Annotated in this window: 15 protein-coding genes, 2 tRNA genes and 1 pseudogene; 8 read left to right on the plus strand and 10 right to left on the minus strand. The window is 67.0% G+C overall.

Annotated features, from left to right (window positions below):
* The first annotated feature begins 103 nt into the window (after nucleotides 1–103).
* Nucleotides 104–1489 carry a class II 3-deoxy-7-phosphoheptulonate synthase gene (locus ABVN73_RS06855; protein WP_353857350.1) on the plus strand — a complete coding sequence of 462 codons (1386 nt, stop codon included), beginning with the start codon at nucleotides 104–106 and terminating at the stop codon, nucleotides 1487–1489.
* Nucleotides 1490–1633: 144 nt separating this feature from the next.
* Here the strand turns inward: ABVN73_RS06855 and ABVN73_RS06860 are convergent, their stop codons facing one another.
* The 6 genes from ABVN73_RS06860 to ABVN73_RS06885 all read right to left on the minus strand — a co-directional run bounded on the left by ABVN73_RS06860 (nucleotide 1634) and on the right by ABVN73_RS06885 (nucleotide 5579).
* Nucleotides 1634–2086, minus strand: coding sequence for a flagellar basal body-associated FliL family protein (locus tag ABVN73_RS06860; RefSeq protein WP_353857351.1), 453 nt, complete (start codon nucleotides 2084–2086; stop codon nucleotides 1634–1636).
* A 139-nt stretch (nucleotides 2087–2225) separates the two neighbouring features.
* The gene (gabD, locus tag ABVN73_RS06865; RefSeq protein WP_353857352.1) at nucleotides 2226–3719 is read right to left on the minus strand and encodes an NADP-dependent succinate-semialdehyde dehydrogenase; all 1494 of its coding nucleotides are present in this window, start codon (nucleotides 3717–3719) and stop codon (nucleotides 2226–2228) included.
* A 140-nt stretch (nucleotides 3720–3859) separates the two neighbouring features.
* Nucleotides 3860–4750, minus strand: a complete 891-nt coding sequence (gene panC / locus ABVN73_RS06870; protein WP_353857353.1) for a pantoate--beta-alanine ligase — start codon at nucleotides 4748–4750, stop codon at nucleotides 3860–3862.
* A 151-nt stretch (nucleotides 4751–4901) separates the two neighbouring features.
* Nucleotides 4902–5051: a sugar tyrosine-protein kinase gene (locus ABVN73_RS06875; RefSeq protein ID WP_244439298.1), complete on the minus strand. Its 150-nt coding sequence runs from the start codon at nucleotides 5049–5051 to the stop codon at nucleotides 4902–4904.
* Between the two features lie 246 nt (nucleotides 5052–5297).
* Nucleotides 5298–5372 (minus strand) — tRNA-Val (locus tag ABVN73_RS06880).
* Nucleotides 5373–5504: 132 nt separating this feature from the next.
* Nucleotides 5505–5579 (minus strand) — tRNA-Val (locus ABVN73_RS06885).
* A gap of 165 nt (nucleotides 5580–5744) precedes the next feature.
* On the opposite strand from ABVN73_RS06885, the gene ABVN73_RS06890 reads away from it, so the two are divergent.
* On the plus strand, nucleotides 5745–6632 hold the full coding sequence (locus ABVN73_RS06890) for a DUF3108 domain-containing protein (protein ID WP_353857354.1): 888 nt from the start codon (nucleotides 5745–5747) through the stop codon (nucleotides 6630–6632).
* 20 nt (nucleotides 6633–6652) lie between these two features.
* Here ABVN73_RS06890 and ABVN73_RS06895 read toward each other — a convergent pair whose 3' ends face one another.
* Both ABVN73_RS06895 and ABVN73_RS06900 read right to left on the minus strand, forming a co-directional pair.
* A complete protein-coding gene (locus tag ABVN73_RS06895) occupies nucleotides 6653–6931 on the minus strand; it encodes a hypothetical protein (RefSeq protein WP_353857355.1) in 279 nt (92 codons plus the stop codon).
* 146 nt (nucleotides 6932–7077) lie between these two features.
* Entirely contained in the window at nucleotides 7078–7758 is a 681-nt protein-coding gene (locus tag ABVN73_RS06900; RefSeq protein ID WP_353857356.1) for an HAD-IA family hydrolase, read from the minus strand.
* Nucleotides 7759–8061: 303 nt separating this feature from the next.
* Here ABVN73_RS06900 and glmU point away from each other — a divergent pair, with 303 nt between their 5' ends.
* On the plus strand, nucleotides 8062–9417 hold the full coding sequence (gene glmU, locus ABVN73_RS06905) for a bifunctional UDP-N-acetylglucosamine diphosphorylase/glucosamine-1-phosphate N-acetyltransferase GlmU (protein ID WP_353857357.1): 1356 nt from the start codon (nucleotides 8062–8064) through the stop codon (nucleotides 9415–9417).
* 57 nt (nucleotides 9418–9474) lie between these two features.
* Nucleotides 9475–11301, plus strand: a complete 1827-nt coding sequence (glmS, locus tag ABVN73_RS06910) for a glutamine--fructose-6-phosphate transaminase (isomerizing) (RefSeq protein WP_353857358.1) — start codon at nucleotides 9475–9477, stop codon at nucleotides 11299–11301.
* Nucleotides 11302–11674: 373 nt separating this feature from the next.
* Here the strand turns inward: glmS and ABVN73_RS06915 are convergent.
* Nucleotides 11675–12261: pseudogene (locus ABVN73_RS06915) on the minus strand (IS5 family transposase); the annotation flags it as partial.
* An 86-nt stretch (nucleotides 12262–12347) separates the two neighbouring features.
* Nucleotides 12348–13193, minus strand: a complete 846-nt coding sequence (locus ABVN73_RS06920) for a helix-turn-helix domain-containing protein (protein ID WP_353857359.1) — start codon at nucleotides 13191–13193, stop codon at nucleotides 12348–12350.
* Nucleotides 13194–13426: 233 nt separating this feature from the next.
* On the opposite strand from ABVN73_RS06920, the gene ABVN73_RS06925 reads away from it, so the two are divergent.
* From ABVN73_RS06925 to ABVN73_RS06940, 4 genes are all read left to right on the plus strand, one after another.
* Nucleotides 13427–14722 carry a CaiB/BaiF CoA-transferase family protein gene (locus tag ABVN73_RS06925; RefSeq protein WP_353857360.1) on the plus strand — a complete coding sequence of 432 codons (1296 nt, stop codon included), beginning with the start codon at nucleotides 13427–13429 and terminating at the stop codon, nucleotides 14720–14722.
* Nucleotides 14723–14785: 63 nt separating this feature from the next.
* Entirely contained in the window at nucleotides 14786–16222 is a 1437-nt protein-coding gene (locus ABVN73_RS06930; RefSeq protein ID WP_353857361.1) for an aldehyde dehydrogenase family protein, read from the plus strand.
* A 97-nt stretch (nucleotides 16223–16319) separates the two neighbouring features.
* Nucleotides 16320–17222: an NAD(P)-binding domain-containing protein gene (locus ABVN73_RS06935; RefSeq protein ID WP_353857362.1), complete on the plus strand. Its 903-nt coding sequence runs from the start codon at nucleotides 16320–16322 to the stop codon at nucleotides 17220–17222.
* An 80-nt stretch (nucleotides 17223–17302) separates the two neighbouring features.
* Complete coding sequence (locus ABVN73_RS06940) at nucleotides 17303–18511, plus strand: ABC transporter substrate-binding protein (protein WP_353857363.1); 1209 nt, start codon at nucleotides 17303–17305, stop codon at nucleotides 18509–18511.
* Nucleotides 18512–18582 lie beyond the last annotated feature (71 nt).

Consider the following 18582-nt stretch of genomic DNA (forward strand, 5'->3'; position numbering starts at 1 on the left):
CGAAACTATGGAAAAATTTCCCGACGACCGCTATACAGAGTACCCCTCTGGCCGTCATCCGGCCTTCGAGAGGAACCCTTAGCACAAGGAAAGAGCGGGCGTCATGGTTGAGCGTTGGTCCCCCGACAGCTGGAGGTCGAAGCCGGCGAAGCAGCTTCCGACCTATCCGGACCCGTCCAAGGTCGAAGCGGTCGAGCAGCGCCTGTCCTCCTATCCCCCGTTGGTCTTTGCGGGCGAGGCGCGCCGGCTGAAGGACAGCCTCGCCGCCGCCGCCACCGGCAACGCCTTCCTTCTGCAGGGCGGCGACTGCGCGGAGAGCTTCGCGGAGTTCCACCCGAACAACATCCGCGACACCTTCCGCGTCCTGCTGCAGATGGCCGTCGTGCTGACCTTCGGCGCCGCCATTCCGGTGGTCAAGGTCGGCCGCATGGCCGGGCAGTTCGCCAAGCCGCGCTCCGCCGACACCGAGGTGATGGAGGGGATCGAGCTTCCGTCCTACCGCGGTGACATCATCAACGGCTTCGACTTCACGCCGGACGCCCGCGTTCCCGACCCGGAGCGCATGATGCAGGCCTACACCCAGGCCGCCGCCACGCTGAACCTGCTGCGCGCCTTCTCCCAGGGCGGCTACGCCGACCTGCACAAGGTCCATCAGTGGACGCTGGGCTTCGTCGAGCGCTCCCCCGCCGGTGAGCAGTTCCGCGAGATCGCCAACCGGCTGGACGAGACGCTGGGCTTCATGGCGGCCTGCGGCATCACCGCCCAGACCACCCCGCAGATCCGCGAGACCGAGTTCTTCACCAGCCACGAGGCGCTGCTGCTGCCGTTCGAGCAGGCGATGACCCGTGTCGACAGCACCACCGGCGACTGGTACGACGTGTCGGCCCACATGCTGTGGATCGGCGACCGCACCCGCCAGCCGGACGGCGCGCACGTCGAGTTCCTGCGCGGCGTGAAGAACCCGATCGGCCTGAAGTGCGGCCCGACCACCGATCCGGACGAGCTGATCCGCCTGATCGACCTGCTGAACCCGACCAACGAGCCGGGCCGCCTGACCCTGATCGTCCGCATGGGCGCCGACAAGGTCGCGGACAAGTTCCCGCCCCTGCTCCGCAAGGTGCAGCGCGAGGGCCGGATCGTCGTCTGGTCCAGCGACCCGATGCACGGCAACACCGTGAAGTCCTCCAGCGGCTACAAGACCCGTCCGGTGGAGAAGGTGCTGTCGGAGGCGCGCGACTTCTTCGCGGTGCACGAGGCCGAGGGCACCCACGCCGGCGGCGTCCATTTCGAGCTGACCGGCCAGGACGTGACGGAGTGCACGGGCGGCGCCCAGGCGATCACCGACCATAAGCTGGCGCTGCGCTACCACACCGCCTGCGACCCGCGTCTGAACGCCAGCCAAGCGCTGGAACTGGCCTTCCTGCTGGCCGAGGAGCTGAAGCGCGCCCGCCTGAAGCGCGACGCCGACCGCCGAGCGGCGGCGGAGTAAGACGTCCGCAGGGGCTTGCCCCCTCCCTACCCCTCCCTACCCCTCCCCCGCTAACGCAGGGGAGGGAACGGCAGCCGCTTCGCAGAAGGCACCCTCCCCTGCGTAGCGGGGGAGGGCCGGGGTGGGGGCAAGCGGTTCAAGCGCCTACCGCACCACCATCCGCTCCAGCAGCACCTCGCGCACCCGGATGGCCTGCGCCTCGCGCTTCATCACGCTCGCCACGGTGCTCTTGATCAGGTTGGCACCTTCGGCCCCGTTCAACTGGCCCGGCTCGATCTGGCGCAGCCGGTCGGCCATCTGGTCGGCGATGCGGGGAACGAAGGGCGTGGCGGGATTCGGGTCCCCGGTGGGCTCGATCTCCAGAAGCACGCGGATGTCCACTTGGCGCGCGTCGCTGCCGCCCAGGGTGAAGGTCATCGTCGGCAAGGAGGCGTAGGTCTTCTGCGCCTTGCGGTCGCCACCGCCGCCGCGGGCGCCGGATGCGCCGGACACGACCGTCCAGGTGCCCAGGGCGGCGAGCAGCACCAGGGCCACCGCGACGACGACGGGCATCAGGGACACCGATTCCCCATCGGAGCGCCGCAGCAGGAACCGCACGGGTCGCCTTTCCCCCACCGTTCCCCTGATGGGGCATGGGCACATTTAACGATGATTTATCCTAGATAAAAAAACGGGGCCGGTCAAAGCGCGTCGCGCGACCGGCCCCGCTTTTTTACTTGAAATCAGCGGCCGGCCTTCAGCCGCCGATTCCACCCATGCACAAATATTTGATTTCCAAGTAATCCTCGATGCCGTACTTGGAACCCTCGCGGCCGATGCCGCTTTCCTTCATGCCGCCGAAGGGGGCGACCTCGGTGGAGATGATGCCCTCGTTGATGCCGACGATGCCGTATTCCAGCGCCTCGGCCACCCGCCAGACGCGGCCGATGTCGCGGCTGTAGAAGTAGGCGGCCAGACCGAACTCGGTGGCGTTGGCCATGCGCACGGCCTCCTCCTCCGTCTCGAAGCGGAACAGCGGGGCGACCGGGCCGAAGGTCTCCTCGCGCGCCACCTTCATCGCCGGGGTCACGTCGGCGAGGATGGTCGGCTCGAAGAAGCTGCCGCCCAGCTCATGCCGCTTGCCGCCCAGCACCACGCGGGCACCCTTCTCAGTGGCGTCGCGGATGTGCTCCTCGACCTTCTCCACCGCGGCCATGTCGATCAGCGGCCCCTGCTGCGCCCCCTCGGTGGTCAGGCCGGGACCGACTTTCAGCGCCTTCACCGCCTCGGCCAGCTTGGCCGCGAAGGCGTCGTAGACTCCGGCCTGCACCAGCAGCCGGTTCGCGCAGACGCAGGTCTGGCCGGTGTTGCGGTACTTGGACGCGATGGCGCCCTTCACCGCCGCGTCGAGGTCGGCATCGTCGAAGACCAGGAAGGGCGCGTTGCCGCCCAGTTCCAGCGAGATCTTCTTCACCGTGCCGGCGCATTGGGCCATCAGCTCCTTGCCGATCTCGGTGGAGCCGGTGAAGGTCAGCTTGCGCACCGTCGGGTTGCCGGTCATCTCGCCGCCGATGGCGCGGGCCGAGCCGGTGACGACGGCGAGGATGCCCGCCGGGATGCCCGCCCGCTCCGCCAGCACCGCCATGGCGAGCGCGGTCAGCGGAGTGGCGGTCGCCGGCTTGATGACCATCGGGCAGCCGGCGGCCAGCGCCGGGCCGGCCTTGCGGGTGATCATCGCCGCCGGGAAGTTCCACGGCGTGATGGCCGCGGTGACGCCGATCGGCTCCTTGGTCACGACGATGCGGCGGCCCGGCAGATGCTGCGGGATGGTGTCGCCGTAGACGCGCTTGCCCTCCTCGGCGAACCATTCGATGAAGGACGCGGCGTAGGCCACCTCGCCCCGCGCCTCGGCCAGCGGCTTGCCCTGCTCCGCCGTCATGATGCGGGCGAGATCCTCCTGATTCGCCATCATCAGGTCGAACCACGTCCGCAGGGTTTTCGCGCGCTCCTTCGCGGTCAGGGCGCGCCAGGCCGGCCAGGCGCGCTCGGCGGCATCGATGGCCCGGCGCGTCTCGTCCGCGCCCATCATCGGCACGCTGCCCAGGACGCTGCCGTCGGCGGGGTTGGTCACCTCCACGGTCTTGCCGCTGTCGGCGTCGATCCACCGGCCATCGACGAAGCCCTGGAATCGCAGCAGATCGGCGTCCTTCAGCCCAAGACGGCGGGCGGTGTCCACGGAATCATACGGCATGGTGCCTTCCTTCCCTCGTTTCTTGCGCGCGGCCGCGCGTCCGGCCGCGTGTGCGGCAGAGAGTATAGGACACCATGCCCGCTCTGCGATCCTTCGCGTGGCGGGGGCAGGCGTGCGGGGCGGGGATGGAACGCCGGCGGTTACGCCGGAATAACCGGGACGTTGTCGATGAGGCGCGCCTTGCCCATCCAGGCGGCGGCCAGCAGACGCGCCGGACGCTCGACGCGGGTCACCGGCGCCAGCGTGTCGGCGTCGCGCAGCTCGACATAGTCGATCGCGCCGAATCCGGCGGCGGTGATGCGCGCCCGAACCGCCTCCAGGACCGTGGCGGCCTCCGCCCCGCCGGCCAGCGCCGACGCGGCTTCGAGAAGCGCGCGGTTCAGCTCCGGCGCGCGGGCGCGCTCGTCGGCCGACAGGTAGGCGTTGCGGGAGGACATGGCGAGCCCGTCGGCCTCGCGCACCGTCGGCAGCCCCTCCACCCGCACCGGGATGTCGAGGTCGCGCGCGAAGCGGCGGATGACCATCAGCTGCTGGTAATCCTTCTCGCCGAACACCGCCACGTCGGGCTGGGCCTGCAGGAAAAGCTTCGTCACGACCAGGGCGACGCCGCCGAACATCTGCGGCCGGAAGGTGCCGCACAGCCCCTCCGCCGGGCCGCCGACCGAAATGGCCGTGGCGAATCCCTCCGGATACATCGCGCGCACCGTGGGGGCGTAAAGGAGATGGCAGCCCGCCGAGGCGAGCTTGCGCGAATCCCCGGCCTCGTCGCGCGGGTAGCGGTCGAAGTCCTCGTGCGGGGCGAACTGGGTCGGATTGACGAAGACGCTGGCGACCACCTGATCGGCCAGTTCCCGCGCCCGACGCACCAGGGCGAGATGGCCGTCGTGCAGCGCCCCCATGGTCGGCACCAGGGCCACCGTCTTGCCGTCGCGGTGCCAGGCGGTGACCTGGGCGCGGAGATCGTCCACGCTGCGGACGACCGGAAGGGGCTGTTCCGACTCCGGCAGGCGGGCGGCGGCGAGGGAGGTCATGGCGGGTGCTCCACAGGCGTCATAAACGGCGCTGGGATAAACCGCCGGCCCGGCGCTGTCCAGTCATGGAATTAACCGGACGGACACGAATTTGTAATTTTTCCATCCTGCGGGCGGGTCGGACCGGGCGGTCCCCCGCCCGCGGGCGGGGTCAGCGCATCAGCGTGACGACGACCAGATAGGTCAGGTTCACCCAGGCACCGAGCGTGGCGAGGAGGACCAGGGTGGCCGGAGACAGCACCACCGAACCGAGGATCACGACGAGCGCCACGACCAGCAGGCCGAGGGCGAGAAGGGTCACGCGCGTATCTTCCATGTCACTGCTTCCAGATGATTGAGAAAATCGGATGCTGGAAGCGATAGACGAAAACCCCACGCGTTGTAGCTGATCTGAATCAACTGGGGCGGTGTTCGTCTCAAAAAGACACGAGCGATTGGGCAAGGGTATTTCGCGGTGTTCCGCACAAGCACAGGACCACGCAATCGGCGAGACAACCCATTACTGGCGACTTGCAACGATGTATCGGAGAGGAGGCGGTGTTTGGGATGGTGGGCGCAGTAGGGATTGAACCTACGACCCCACCCGTGTGAAGGGTGTGCTCTCCCGCTGAGCTATGCGCCCATCCCAAAGAAACAACCGCTGACGCACCGCGGAGACGGCAAAGCGAGGTCCGATGGACCCCGGTCTTAACCAGCTCTCGTGGTGGAGGGGATGGTACCATCCGCAAAGCCCAGGAACCACCGGACTTTGGGATGGTGGGCGCAGTAGGGATTGAACCTACGACCCCACCCGTGTGAAGGGTGTGCTCTCCCGCTGAGCTATGCGCCCATCCCAGTAAAACCGCGTCGGCATCCGGCTCGTTTCGCTGTCGCGTCGTTGCCACCGCTGCGGTGAGGCGGGTTTCTAAAGGCCCCGCCCCCTCCTGTCAAGCACCTGTTTCACACCAATATCAAAGAAGCCTTCCCGCCCGGAGCCCCCGATGAGCCAATGGACATGACGCACCGGACCGCGCCTCCCGCCAAGCCTTCCATCAAGCGTCCCTCGGCCGCCCTCGTCGCCGGCCTCACCGCCGGATTAGGCGCGGCGCTCGCCGGGCTGTTCCCCCTGCCCGCCCTGGCGCAGCGCTGGCAACTGGACTACCGCGTCCATGTCGGCGGCGTGGCCGTGCTCGACGCACGGGCGGAACTGACCTTGACCGAGGGCCGCTACAGCGTTCAGGTCGACGCCGCGACGGACGGCTTTCTGGGACGTCTGTTTCCCTGGGAAAGCCAGTCGCTCAGCGTCGGCACGGTCGGCCCGGATGGCGTCGCCCCGATCCGTCACACCCAGTCCGGCGTTCTGCGCGGCTCCCCGCGGACCGTCACCTTGGACTACGGGCCGGACGGCCGCGTTCGCACGCAGGTCTCCCCGCCCCCGGAGGAGGAGGACCGCGACCCCGTGCCCGACGACCTCACCCGGCAGACCCGCGACCCGCTGAGCGGCGTCCTGGACATGCTGCTGGCCGGGCTGCACGGCCAGGGGTGCCAGCGCACGTTGCCCGTCTATGACGGGCGGCGCCGTTACGACATGATTTTCACGGATCGGGGAATGACCATGGTCGGGGCGTCGCGCCATTCGGTCTTCGCGGGCGCGGCGCGGCAATGCCGGGTGTCCCACAAGCCGATCGCCGGCTACGAGCGCACGCCGCGCCAGGCCTTCTGGCAACGCGGCGGAAACCGGGAGGAACGCCCACCCGTCGATCTGTGGATCGCTCCGGTGGAGGGGGCGGGCCCGCCCCTGCCCGTCCGGCTGGAAGCCGACAGCGGATTCGGCGGGGTGGTCATCCACCTCACCGCCGCCCGCAAGAGCGAGCGAACGGCGGATCGCCCCGCCCCGCCCTGACCGATCAGGGCCGTGACGGATCAGGCGCGCCCGACGCCGCCGCTGCCGGCGGTGGGGTGGTAGAGCAGGTCGGCCATCGGCCGCTCGGCCAGCGCCTGCTCGCACAGGCGGTTGAACTCGGCCATCTTGCGCTGGAGGTCGCTGTGATGGGCCATCATGCGGTCGAAATCCGCGGTGGCCGAGTCGATCTGGCTGTTGGCCGGGGTGCGGGCCGCGTTGTGGCCCTCGATGGACAGAGCGTCGGCGGAGAGGGTGTTGCCGGTCTGGGTCCTACCGGGGAAGGCAAGGATCTGGGCCATCGGGTGTCTCCTTCGCTCGCCACCATTCGATGCACCCATCCAACAACATTTACATTTCGTTAGCCACTGTTAATCTCTCGTTAACCATGACAAGAAGGAGACCTACGGCAAAGCCGCCGCTGCCTCGGGCAACCCGCCTCCCTTGCTCAGGCGCCCAGCCGCCGCAGGGCGTCCGGCAGGTCGGCGATGCGATCGAGCAGGATGTCGGCGCCCAGTTCGCGCACCGGCATGCGGGGATATCCGTAGGTCATGGCCACCACCGGAACCCCGGCGGCGCGTGCGGCCGCCACGTCGTTGCGGTTGTCTCCCACCATGGCGGCGCTGCCGCCGCCCAGCGCCTCGACCACCCAGGACAGATGGCGGCCGTCGGGCTTCTTCACCGGCAGCGTGTCGCCCCCGGCCAGCGCGCCGAACAGCGGCGACAGGCCCAGCCCGGCCAGCAGCTTCCGGGTGATCCGCTCCGGCTTGTTTGTGCAAAGCCCAAGCCTCACGCCGCTCTCCGCCAGCGCCGCCAGCGTTTCCGGGACGTCGGGATAGAGCACCGGGGGCTCGTCATCCTGGAGATAGTCGTCCAGGTAGGCGGCCAGGGCCGTCCGGAGCGCCTCGTCGTCCAGGGCGTCTCCGGTCGCCGCGAAGGCCTGCCGGACGAGCGCGGCCGAGCCGTCACCCACCATGCCGCGCACATGAGCCTCGCTGAGGGCCGGCCGGGCGAAGCGCGACAGGGTGCGGTTGAGGACTCGGGTCATGTCCCGCGCGCTGTCGATCAACGTGCCGTCCAGGTCGAAGACGACGGCGGCAAAGGGAATGGCGGCGGGCACGGCAGACATCAGCGGAAGTTCCATGGTGGACGACGACGGGCGGACACCCCTTTCGATAGCATGGACTTCCCCCGGCGGCGACCCCCAGTTCCCGCAATCCCCCCGGCATAGGCTCTTTGGAGCCGCCGGCGCGGCGTGCGTACACCCTCGGGCCGCGCATTGTGTATGTCAGATTGACACAAAAGTTGACTTGGGGTCCCGGCACCGGATGTGGCACTCAATGCTTGAGGACACACCTTTTGCCCGGATATTGATGCACACGCTTTTCCACCCGTCCGCTATAACCCACACCCAATACTGCAGGGACATCCGATGACTCCGCACCGCCCGCTCGCCTGCGTCATTCTCGCCGCCGGCAAAGGCACCCGCATGAAGTCGGACCTGCCGAAGGTCCTGCACCGCGTCGCCGGCCAGCCGATGGTCGGACACGTCCTGTCCGCGGTGCGGGCGCTCGACCCCGACCATGTCGTCGTGGTGGTCGGCCCCGGCATGGATAATGTGGCCGACGCCGTCGCCCCCTACCCCACCGCCGTCCAGCACGAGCAGCGCGGCACCGCCGACGCCGTGCGCGCCGCCTTCGGCCTGCTGGAAGGCTTCGACGGCGACGTGGTGGTGCTCTACGGCGACACGCCGCTGGTCACGCCGGACACGCTGCGCGCCATGGTCGCCGCACGGCGCCAGCCGAGCGACCCGGCGGTCGTCGTGCTGGGCATGCGGCCCGACGATCCCGGCGTCTACGGGCGCCTGATCCTGAACGCCCGCGGCGGGCTGGAGAAGATCGTCGAGTATCTCGACGCCTCGGAGGAGGAGCGCCAGGTCACTCTGTGCAACGCAGGCCTGATGGCCTTCGACGGTGCGCGGATGTTCGACCTGATCAGCCGCATCGGCAACAGCAACGCCAAGAGCGAATATTACCTCACCGACGTGGTGCAGATCGCCCGCAGCAACGGCATGGCCTGCGCGGTGGTCGAGGCCGCCCCGGCGGAGGTCGTCGGCGTGAATTCCCGCGCCGAGCTGTCCGAGGTGGAAAAGCTGATCCAGCGCCGCCTGCGCAAGGCCGCCATGGACAACGGCGCCACACTGACCGATCCGGACAGCGTCACCTTCTGCGTGGACACCCGCCTCGGCCGCGACGTGATCGTCGGCCCGCACGTCGTGTTCGGCCCCGGCGTGGTCGTCGCCGACCGGGTCGAGATCAAGGCATTCAGCCATCTGGAGCAGGTGCGGGTGGACAGCGGCGCGCAGGTCGGCCCCTACGCCCGCCTGCGCCCGGGTGCGGAGATCGGCCCGGACGCCCACATCGGCAACTTCGTCGAGATCAAGAACGCGAAGATCGAGGCCGGCGCCAAGGTCAACCACCTCACCTACATCGGCGACGCGCGGGTGGGGGCGAAGGCCAACATCGGCGCCGGCACGATCACCTGCAACTACGACGGCTACGCCAAGAGCCACACCGACATCGGCGCCGGGGCCTTCATCGGTTCCAACACCGCGCTGGTGGCTCCGGTCCGGGTGGGCGACGGCGCGATCGTCGGGGCGGGCAGCGTGGTCACCACCGACGTTGAGGGCGACGCGCTGGTCGTGGCGCGCGGACGCCAGCAGGCTTACACCGGCTGGGCCAAGCGTTTCCGCGAACGGAAGCAAAACGAGAAAGCGAAAAAGGCGTAAGATTGCCCCGGTTGACCGTACACCCGGCCCCGGCCATCATTCAGGAGTTGCAGGTTCATGTGTGGCATCATCGGCATCATCGGCACGCATGACGCGGCCCCCCGCCTCGTCGAGGGTCTCCGCCGCCTCGAATACCGCGGTTACGACAGCGCCGGCGTCGCCACGCTGGTCAAGGGCGGCATTGAGCGCCGCCGCGCCGAGGGCAAGCTGCTCAACCTCGACGCCAAGCTGCGCGAGGCGCCGCTGCCGGGCGTGATCGGCATCGGCCACACCCGCTGGGCCACCCACGGCGGCCCGACCGAGAACAACGCCCATCCGCACGCCACCCACCGCGTGGCCGTGGTGCACAACGGCATCATCGAGAATTACCAGGAGCTGAAGACCGAGCTGATCGAGCACGGCTACGTCTTCGAAAGCGCCACCGACACCGAGGTGATCGCCCACCTCGTCACCTATTACATGGAGAAGGAGGGGCTGGGTCCGGTCGAGGCCGCGGCCGCCTCCTTCAAGCGCTTCACCGGCGCCTTCTCGCTGGTGCTGCTGTTCTCCGGCCAGGAGGAGATGCTGATCGGCGCCCGCCACGGCACGCCGCTGGCCGTCGGCTACGGCGAGGGGGAGATGTATTTCGCCTCCGACGCCTTCGCCCTGGCGCCGCTGACCAACCGCATCTGCTATCTGGAGGACGGCGACTGGGTGGAGCTGACCCGCACCGCCGCCGTGATCCACGACGCCAGCGACGCGGTGGTCGAACGTCCGGTCAAGACCACCGCGCTGTCCGGCGCGCTGATCGGCAAGGACGGCTACCGGCACTACATGCTCAAGGAGATCTACGAGCAGCCGCAGGTCATCGGCGACACGCTGAACGCCTACATCAACCCGGAAACCGGACGCGTCACCCTGCCGGAGACCAGCTTCGACATCGCCAAGGCGACGAAGCTGACCATCGTCGCCTGCGGCACCGCCTATTACGCCGGCGTGGTGGCGAAATACTGGTTCGAGACGCTGGCCCGCCTGCCGGTCGAGGTCGACATCGCCTCGGAGTTCCGCTACCGCGAGGCGCCGATGCCCGAGGGCGGCGTGGCGCTGTTCATCAGCCAGTCGGGCGAGACGCTGGATACGCTGGAGGCGCTGCGCTACTGCAAGCGCCAGGGCCAGAAGATCCTGTCCATCGTCAACGTGCCGGAAAGCACCATCGCGCGCGAGTCCGACGCGGTGCTCTACACCATGGCCGGTCCGGAGATCGGCGTCGCCTCGACCAAGGCCTTCACGACGCAGCTGACCACGCTGGCCTGTCTGGCGGTCACGGTCGGCCACGACCGCGGCGTCATCCCGGCGGAGCGGATGCAGCAGATCGCCCAGGCCCTGCGCGAGGTGCCGGCCCGCGCCGCCGACGTGCTGGCCCACGACGAACGCCTGCACGAGTTGGCGCAGGAGGTCGCGGAGGCCCGCGACGTTCTGTATCTGGGCCGCGGAGCGATGTACCCGCTGGCTCTGGAAGGTGCGCTGAAACTGAAGGAGATCAGCTACATCCACGCCGAAGGTTACGCGGCGGGTGAACTGAAGCACGGTCCCATCGCGTTGATCGACGAGAGCGTGCCGGTCATCGTCCTGGTGCCGTCGGACAACCTGTTCGAAAAGACCGTGTCCAACGTCCAGGAAGTCTGCGCGCGGTCCGGCAAGGTGCTGCTGATCGCCGACAAGAAGGGGATCGACAAACTGTCCGACAAGGTCCGCTGGTCGCTGGAGCTGCCGGCCTGCGACCCGCTGGTCGCCCCGCTGCTCTACGCCATCCCGGTCCAGCTGCTGGCCTATCACGTCGCCGTGCTTAAGGGCACCGACGTCGACCAGCCGCGCAACCTCGCCAAGTCGGTCACCGTCGAGTAACGCGGCCCGGCAGGTCCGGCCGAAGACGGCTCAGAGAAAGAAAAAGCCCCCGTCGCACGCGGCGGGGGCTTTCTTCATAGTCCCTCGGTGTGCAATCCGGCATAAGTCGCCCAGGAAAACACCACAGCATTAAGATTACCGGTGTAATCAAAGTGACTTACGTCTTGTTCGAGACTCTCGGTCACATCACGGAGCCGCATAGAGGAGGGATGCGCACCAGCCATCATCCGAGTGGATGTCATTTCCAACGCGATTGGAATAACTTAAAGACGCTGCGCACCAAACGTTGCAGGGGCACGCGCGCCAAGTTGGAGGACCGGAAGAACGTTTTGCTTCCTCCGTCCACTGCGGCTCCCATTACCGGAACAACATCATTGGCGCGTGGCGGGATGTTGGGCGCGGCTCCCGCCTCTTCGATCTTCCGGCGAACAGCGGCGCTGTCGTAGCCCTTGTCGCCGTGCAGGAGATCGGTGGCGGGCATCCGGTCGAGCAGACGGTCGGCGGCGGTGCATTCGGCAACCTGACCGCCGGTCAACAGGAAGGCGAGCGGCCGACCGCGCGGATCACTCAGGGCGTGGATTTTGGTGGTTCGTCCGCCACGGGACCGTCCGATGGCCTGGGCGCGCTCCCCCCTTTCCCGCCACTCGCCGAACGATGGGCGCGGACCGCCGCGGAGTCGATCATTACCTGGGCCGGTGGGCCGCCTGCCGCTGCCAACGCATGGAAGATGTCCTCCCACACGCCCTTGACCGCCCAGCGGACGAAGCGGTTGTAAAGCGTTTTGCGCGGACCGGAGACCGGCGGTGCGTCCGCCCAGCGCCCGCCCGACTTCAGCACATGGACGATCCCACTGATCACACGTCGGTCATCCACGCGCGGCTTGCCTCGGGCATCGTGTGGAAGGTGCGGCTCAAGCCGTCCGAACTGTTCCACCGTCAACCGGAGCGGACCGTCGTTCATCACAAAGCCCCTTTCCAGGGCTTCGAATCACAACGATTCCCTTCGGGAAAGGCTCTTTATGGGTCCAGGCCCTGACAGCCATCTCGTCACCCCCAAGAAGCATGACGGAGGACATGGGCAAGTCGGTTGGCGTTCGTTATGAGCATATCAAGGAACCGCTCCTGGGCGGCTTCCGGAGAAACAGCGCTGCGCAGCATCATGATGTTGAGCGTTGCGAGAATACCCTGCTCGTCACGCACCGGCACCGCCATGGCCCAAAGCTGGCCGGAATATTCACGGTCGCTGTAAGAGTCATCCATGCAGGCAAAACCTCGGGCCCGCACGTCACTCAGAAGGGCCTCAAGCCGTTGCGGATCGCTGGCCAGGGCATTGGCGGGATCGGTGCGGGGCCTCAGGCGTGCAAGAATGCGTTCCCGTTCGCTGTCGGCGCAGAAAGCGAGATAAGCCCGCCCAATGGAGGTTTCCAGGATCGGCGCACGGAAACCAGGGCGGCGATTGAAGAACAGCGGCCCCGTTTCGCGGCTCGTCTGGACGACGATCATGGCGTCGTGATCGAACAGCGCCACATCGGACGGCCAACCGATCGCCTGACGGAACTCCGTCAGGATCGGTTCGCACAGCAGCCCAATTCGGTGATGCAGGTCGTAACCACGGCTTAGCTGCAGCGTGCGCCCGGTCGCGACGTATCCTGAGTTGGATGGGTTGCGGGTCACGTAACCTTCATGCTCCAGCGTCTCCAGCATTCGCACGATCGTGGCCTTGTCGAGCCCCGTTTCCCTGTGCAGAGCGGCAACGGACGCATCGCGCAGTTCGTTGACGATCCGCAGGACGTCAAGGCCTCGGGTCAGAGCCGCAACGGGTTTGAAGGAAGGCATCGAGGTCACGTTCCCTTGTTTGGCGCCGGGACTTGGGTACGCCAGCGATGTCGCCATCGCCAACGGATTGTTGGAGGGGCCATCCGTCCGTCCCGCTGTTTTTTGACCAAGCTGAAAAGACGGTTGCCTTTTATCAGAGGGCCCGTTAGCCTATCCATAATGAAATGATCGTTTCACACAGTGAAATGACTGCGACGCCGGGAAATGCAAGTCCCAGGCGTCGGAAGTGAAAAGGGAGGCTCCCGTTCCAGGTCCGGAACGGTGACGCTTGCAGCCGGAGACCACTCATTGTGACATTGCCCGAATCACCCCAAGACGAAGCCGGCAACCGTGCCGCCGGCCCGATGTCCCTGGCCGGGCTGCGGGTGCTCGACCTCAGCCGTGTGCTGGCCGGTCCCTGGGCGTCCCAAATTCTGGGCGACCTCGGCGCCGACATCATTAAAGTTGAGCATCCGGAAAAGGGCGATGACACCCGTTCCTGGGGGCCGCCCAACCTGCGGCCCGCGCCGGGTGACCGAACCGACGATCCGCCCAGCGCCTATTACTTGAGCTGCAACCGAAACAAGCGGTCGCTTGCCATCGACATCGCCAAGCCGGAAGGAGCGGCTCTCGTCCGTCGGCTGGCACGAAGCTGCGACATTGTCCTGGAGAATTTCAAGGTCGGCGGCCTGTCTCGCTACGGATTGGATTACGAGAGCCTGAGGCGGGAGAACCCCGCCCTGGTTTACTGTTCCATCACCGGCTTTGGCCAGACCGGCCCCTACGCCCCCCGCGGCGGCTATGATTTCCTGATCCAGGGCATGAGCGGGCTGATGAGCGTTACGGGCCAGCCTGAGGGGGCACCCGGCAGCGAGCCGCTCAAAGTTGGAGTGCCGGTGTCGGACCTGTTCACCGGGCTTTATGCCACCATTGCCGTGTTGGCGGCGTTGCGCCACCGCGATCGCACTGGCGAGGGACAGCACATCGATTGCGCTCTGCTGGATACCCAGATCGCCGTGCTCGCCAACCAGGGCATGAACTGGCTGGTTGGTGGTCAGGTGCCGAAACGGCTCGGCAACGGACATCCCAATGTCGTCCCCTATCGCTGCTTTGCGACGGCCGATGGCCACATCATCGTCGCCGTCGGCAACGACGGGCAGTTCCGTGCCCTGTGTCGGTTGCTGGATCGCGAGGATTTGCTGGCGGACGAACGGTTCGCCAGCAACCCCGGACGGCAGGCCCACCGCGCGGAGCTGGAGGCCACGTTGGCGGAAAGCATGGCACGGTGGACGTCCGCGGACCTGATCGAAGCGCTGTCCGGCGGCGGAGTCCCGGCCGGCCCGATCAATCGCATCGATCAAGTGTTCGACGACCCACAAGTGGTGGCTCGTGGTCTTGTCCATCGCTTGGAAACGCCGGGCGGCACGCCGGTGCCGATCGTCGGCTTTCCGGCGCGCCTGTCCCGGACTCCGGCCCGCTACCGTCGCGTGCCGCCCCGTCTGGGGGAACAGACGGACGAGGTGCTGTCCGACCTGCTGGACCTCACCGAAAACGAGCTTGAGGAGTTGCGTGCCGCTGGCGTGATCGGCACCGCGAACCGCTCCTGACGGCCTTCCCCTGACATTTCCGGCGCCACCGGCCCGCCGCATCGAAGACGTGAGACCAAGAAGATGATGGAACGAAGGAATTGGATTGCCGGACGTCTGGTCGACGGTGTCCGATTGGAAGCGAACCGCAACCCGGCGCGGCCAAGCGAGGTGATCGGCCATTATGCCTGGGCCTCGGTCGAGCAGGCGGAAGAGGCGCTCGGCGCCGCACGCGCGGCCTTGCCGGGTTGGGCGGCGAGCAATCCGCAAACCCGCTCCGACGTGTTGCGGCGGGTCGGCGACGAGTTGAATGCCCGCGCCGAAGAACTGGGCGCTTTGCTGACGCGAGAGGAAGGCAAAACCCTGCGTGAAGGCATCGGCGAAGTCCGGCGCAGCGCACAGATCTTCCACTATGCGGCCGGGGAGCCGCTGCGCCAGGGTGGCGAAGCCCTTCCCGGTCTGCGCGACGGCACCACCGCCATGGTCAGCCGTGAACCGGTCGGCGTCGTCGTCCTGATCACGCCCTGGAATTTCCCGATGGCGGTTCCCGCCTGGAAAACCGCTTATGCGCTCGCATTCGGCAACACGGTGGTCTTGAAGCCCTCGGAAGTCACCCCGGCCTGCGCCTGGGAACTGGCGGACATCCTGCACCGCGCGGGACTGCCCGCCGGCGCGTTCAATCTGGTGGTGGGGGACGGCCGGACGCTGGGACCGGCTTTGGTCGACGGAGCCGACGCGGTCAGCTTCACCGGCTCGCCGGGTGTTGGCCGGGCGATCCTGGAACGCTCGGTCGCCCGCATGACCCGCGTCCAGCTCGAGCTTGGCGGCAAGAACCCTCTGGTGGTTCATGACGACGCCGATCTGGATCTGGCGGCGGACATCGCGTTGCAAGGGGCATTTCATTCCACGGGGCAGCGTTGCACCGCGACCAGCCGCATCATCGTCGATCGCCGGGTGCACGACGCTTTCGTCGAACGGCTGGTGAGGGGGATGGCCGCCCTGCGGGTCGGCGATCCCATGGATGCGGCGACGGACATGGGACCGGTCGTCAGTGACGCTCAACTCGCCAAGGACCTGCGCTGCATCGCGGATGCGCGCAGCGAAGGCGCGGAGCTGGCTTTCGGTGGCAGGCGCATGGATGGGGACGGCTATTTTCTGGAACCGACCTTGTTCGTCGGCACCAACAACGCCATGCGGATCAACCGTGACGAGGTGTTTGGTCCGGTTGCCTGCGTCATACCGGCTGACGAGCTCGATCACGCCATCGCCATCGCCAATGACAGCGAACACGCCCTGTCGAGCGGCATCGTCACGCGTGGGCTGGCATCGGCCGAAACCTTCCGCCGCCGTTCGCGGGCCGGCCTCGTCATGGTCAACGCTCCCACCGCCGGTATCGACTACCACGTCCCGTTCGGTGGCCGCGGTCCCTCCGGCTATGGCGGACGCGAGCAGGGCAGCGCGGCCGTCGAGTTCTTCACGGACGGCAAGACCGCGTACATCAACCACGGCATCGCCGGCTGACGCCGGACGGAACAGCCAACCAACAAGCCGGCCAGATAATCGGCCAGCAAGCCAGACGGCTGCACAGCGCCGGGGGCATTCGAAGGGGAGTGATAAAATGTCAGAGACGATCGCGTTCATCGGGCTTGGCGCCATGGGGTTGCCAATGGCCTCCAACTTGGTCCGCAAGAACTTTTCGGTCATCGGCTTCGACCTCGATCAGGGCAAGCTCGACAAGCTGGTTGCGCTGGGCGCACGCCCGGCCAGCGACGTCACCGCCGCCGTGCGGGACGCGACCGTCGTCATCACCATGCTGCCCGCCCCTCCGCAGGTGCGTGAGGTGATCCTGGGCGGTGCAGGCATTCTCGCCGGCCTCCGGCCGGGCTCGCTGGTGATCGATATGAGCACCGTCGACCCCCAGACCACGGACACGGTTGCTGCGGCGTGTCTGGAGAAAGGCATTGCCTTCGTGGACGCTCCGGTCGGCCGCCTGGTCAGCCATGCGGAACGCGGCGAGTCCCTGTTCATGGTCGGGGCCAGCGATGAGGGCTTCGCCCGTGCCGAACCGATGCTGAACGCCATGGGGACGACCGTCCACCGCTGCGGCCCGGAGGGGGCCGGCACCCGCATGAAGATCGTCAACAACTATCTGGCGGTGATCGGCGCGCAGTTGACGGCGGAGGCCATTTTGCTGGGCACCAAGCTTGGCCTGCCGGTGGACGTGATGAAGGCGGTGTCGGGTGGGACCACGGCGACCAATGGTCAGTTCCAGATCAACTTCGCGACCAAGGTGCTGAAGGGGGACACGGCGCCCGGCTTCACCATCGACCTTGCCCACAAGGATTTGATGCTGGCGCTGACGGCGGCCGCGCAGCAGCGTCTCGGTCTGCCGGTCGGGTTGGCGGCGGCCGGTGCGCTCGGCGCCGCTCGTGGCGGCGCCTATGCCCAGCGCGACTTCTCCGCACTGCTCGACTACGCCTGCGACATCGCCGGCGTCACCCCGCCGCGCCTGCCGGACTGACCGGACACGGCATCGGCACCGGCACCGGCACCGGCACGACAACCGCGAAAAGCAAAACCAGGTTTGGGAGGAAGAGAATCATGAAGACTTTGGCAGCTCTGGCCACGTCGCTCGTTGCGCTGACACAGGTGGCCTTCGCTCAAGGAATTTCCGACAACAAGGTCAAGATCGGCGTCATTACCGACCTGTCGGGCGTCTACACCGACATCGCCGGCAACGGTTCGGTGGTCGCGGCCGAATTGGCGGCTGAGGATTTCGGCGGGAAGGTCAAGGGCGTTCCTATTGAGATCATCAAGGCCGATCACCAGAACAAGGCGGATATCGCCAGTTCCGTCGTTCAAAAATGGTTCGATACCGAGCAGGTCGACGCCATCGCGGACATGGTGACATCATCGGTCGGCCTCGCCCTCCAACAGGTGGCGGTCCGCTCGAAGAAGGTGGCGCTGAACACCGGCGCCGGCACGTCCGGCATGACCAACGCGTCCTGTTCTCCTTACGGCGTGTCGTGGGTCTACGACACCTATTCGCTGGCCACCGTGAACGCCAAAGCAACCTTGCAGAGCGGTGGCGACACCTGGTTTTTCATCACCGCTGACTACGCCTTCGGCCACGACCTGGAAAACGATGTGCGCAAGGTGCTGGAGGCCAATGGCGGCAAGGTCGTCGGCAGCGTCCGCCATCCCTTCCCCACGCAGGACATGAGCTCCTACCTGCTGCAGGCCCAAGCGTCGGGTGCCAAGGTCATCGCTCTGGCCAACGCCGGCCAGGACACCATCACCGCCATCAAGCAGGCCAAGGAATTCGGCATTCTCGACGACAGCAAGGTCAAGGTCGTGGCTCTGCTCGCCTTCGAGCCGGACATCCGCGCCATCGGCCTGTCCGACGCGGCCGGCATCCTGATGTCGAGTGGTTTCATCTGGAACCGCTCGCCGGAGACCATCGCCTGGTCCGACCGCTTCCACGCCAGGACCGGAAAGCGCCCGACCAGCGTGCAGGCCGGCACTTATTCCGCGGTGTTGCATTACCTGAAGGCGGTCGAGGCGACCGGCACCGACAACGCCGACAAGGTAATGGAGGCCATGCGGGCCACGCCGGTCAAGGACATGTTTGCCGACGGCGGCACCGTGCGCGCGGATGGTCGGATGCTGCACGAGATGTATCTGGTCCAGGTGAAAAAGCCTGAGGAATCGCGGGACTCCTGGGACCTGTTCAAGGTGGTTGGAACGGTGCCCGGCGAGCAGGCCTTCCGCCCCGTCACCGAAAGCCAGTGCCCGCTGCTCAAGAAATAGGAAGGGGGCGGCACTCTTCGCTCCCGGCGCGCGGTCATCGCCATCGCACCCTCCCCTTCATGTCAAGAGAT

It is taken from the genome of Azospirillum formosense (assembly GCF_040500525.1).
GTDB lineage: Bacteria > Pseudomonadota > Alphaproteobacteria > Azospirillales > Azospirillaceae > Azospirillum > Azospirillum formosense_A.

Bases quoted from the DNA above. Each gene is read 5' to 3' on its own strand.
- ABVN73_RS06855 (WP_353857350.1), top strand. From the start codon at position 104: ATGGTTGAGCGTTGGTCCCCCGACAGCTGGAGGTCGAAGCCGGCGAAG.
- gabD (WP_353857352.1), bottom strand. From the start codon at position 3,719: ATGCCGTATGATTCCGTGGACACCGCCCGCCGTCTTGGGCTGAAGGAC.
- panC (WP_353857353.1), bottom strand. From the start codon at position 4,750: ATGACCTCCCTCGCCGCCGCCCGCCTGCCGGAGTCGGAACAGCCCCTT.
- ABVN73_RS06890 (WP_353857354.1), top strand. From the start codon at position 5,745: ATGACGCACCGGACCGCGCCTCCCGCCAAGCCTTCCATCAAGCGTCCC.
- ABVN73_RS06895 (WP_353857355.1), bottom strand. From the start codon at position 6,931: ATGGCCCAGATCCTTGCCTTCCCCGGTAGGACCCAGACCGGCAACACC.
- ABVN73_RS06900 (WP_353857356.1), bottom strand. From the start codon at position 7,758: ATGTCTGCCGTGCCCGCCGCCATTCCCTTTGCCGCCGTCGTCTTCGAC.
- glmU (WP_353857357.1), top strand. From the start codon at position 8,062: ATGACTCCGCACCGCCCGCTCGCCTGCGTCATTCTCGCCGCCGGCAAA.
- glmS (WP_353857358.1), top strand. From the start codon at position 9,475: ATGTGTGGCATCATCGGCATCATCGGCACGCATGACGCGGCCCCCCGC.
- ABVN73_RS06920 (WP_353857359.1), bottom strand. From the start codon at position 13,193: ATGGCGACATCGCTGGCGTACCCAAGTCCCGGCGCCAAACAAGGGAAC.
- ABVN73_RS06930 (WP_353857361.1), top strand. From the start codon at position 14,786: ATGATGGAACGAAGGAATTGGATTGCCGGACGTCTGGTCGACGGTGTC.
- ABVN73_RS06935 (WP_353857362.1), top strand. From the start codon at position 16,320: ATGTCAGAGACGATCGCGTTCATCGGGCTTGGCGCCATGGGGTTGCCA.
- ABVN73_RS06940 (WP_353857363.1), top strand. From the start codon at position 17,303: ATGAAGACTTTGGCAGCTCTGGCCACGTCGCTCGTTGCGCTGACACAG.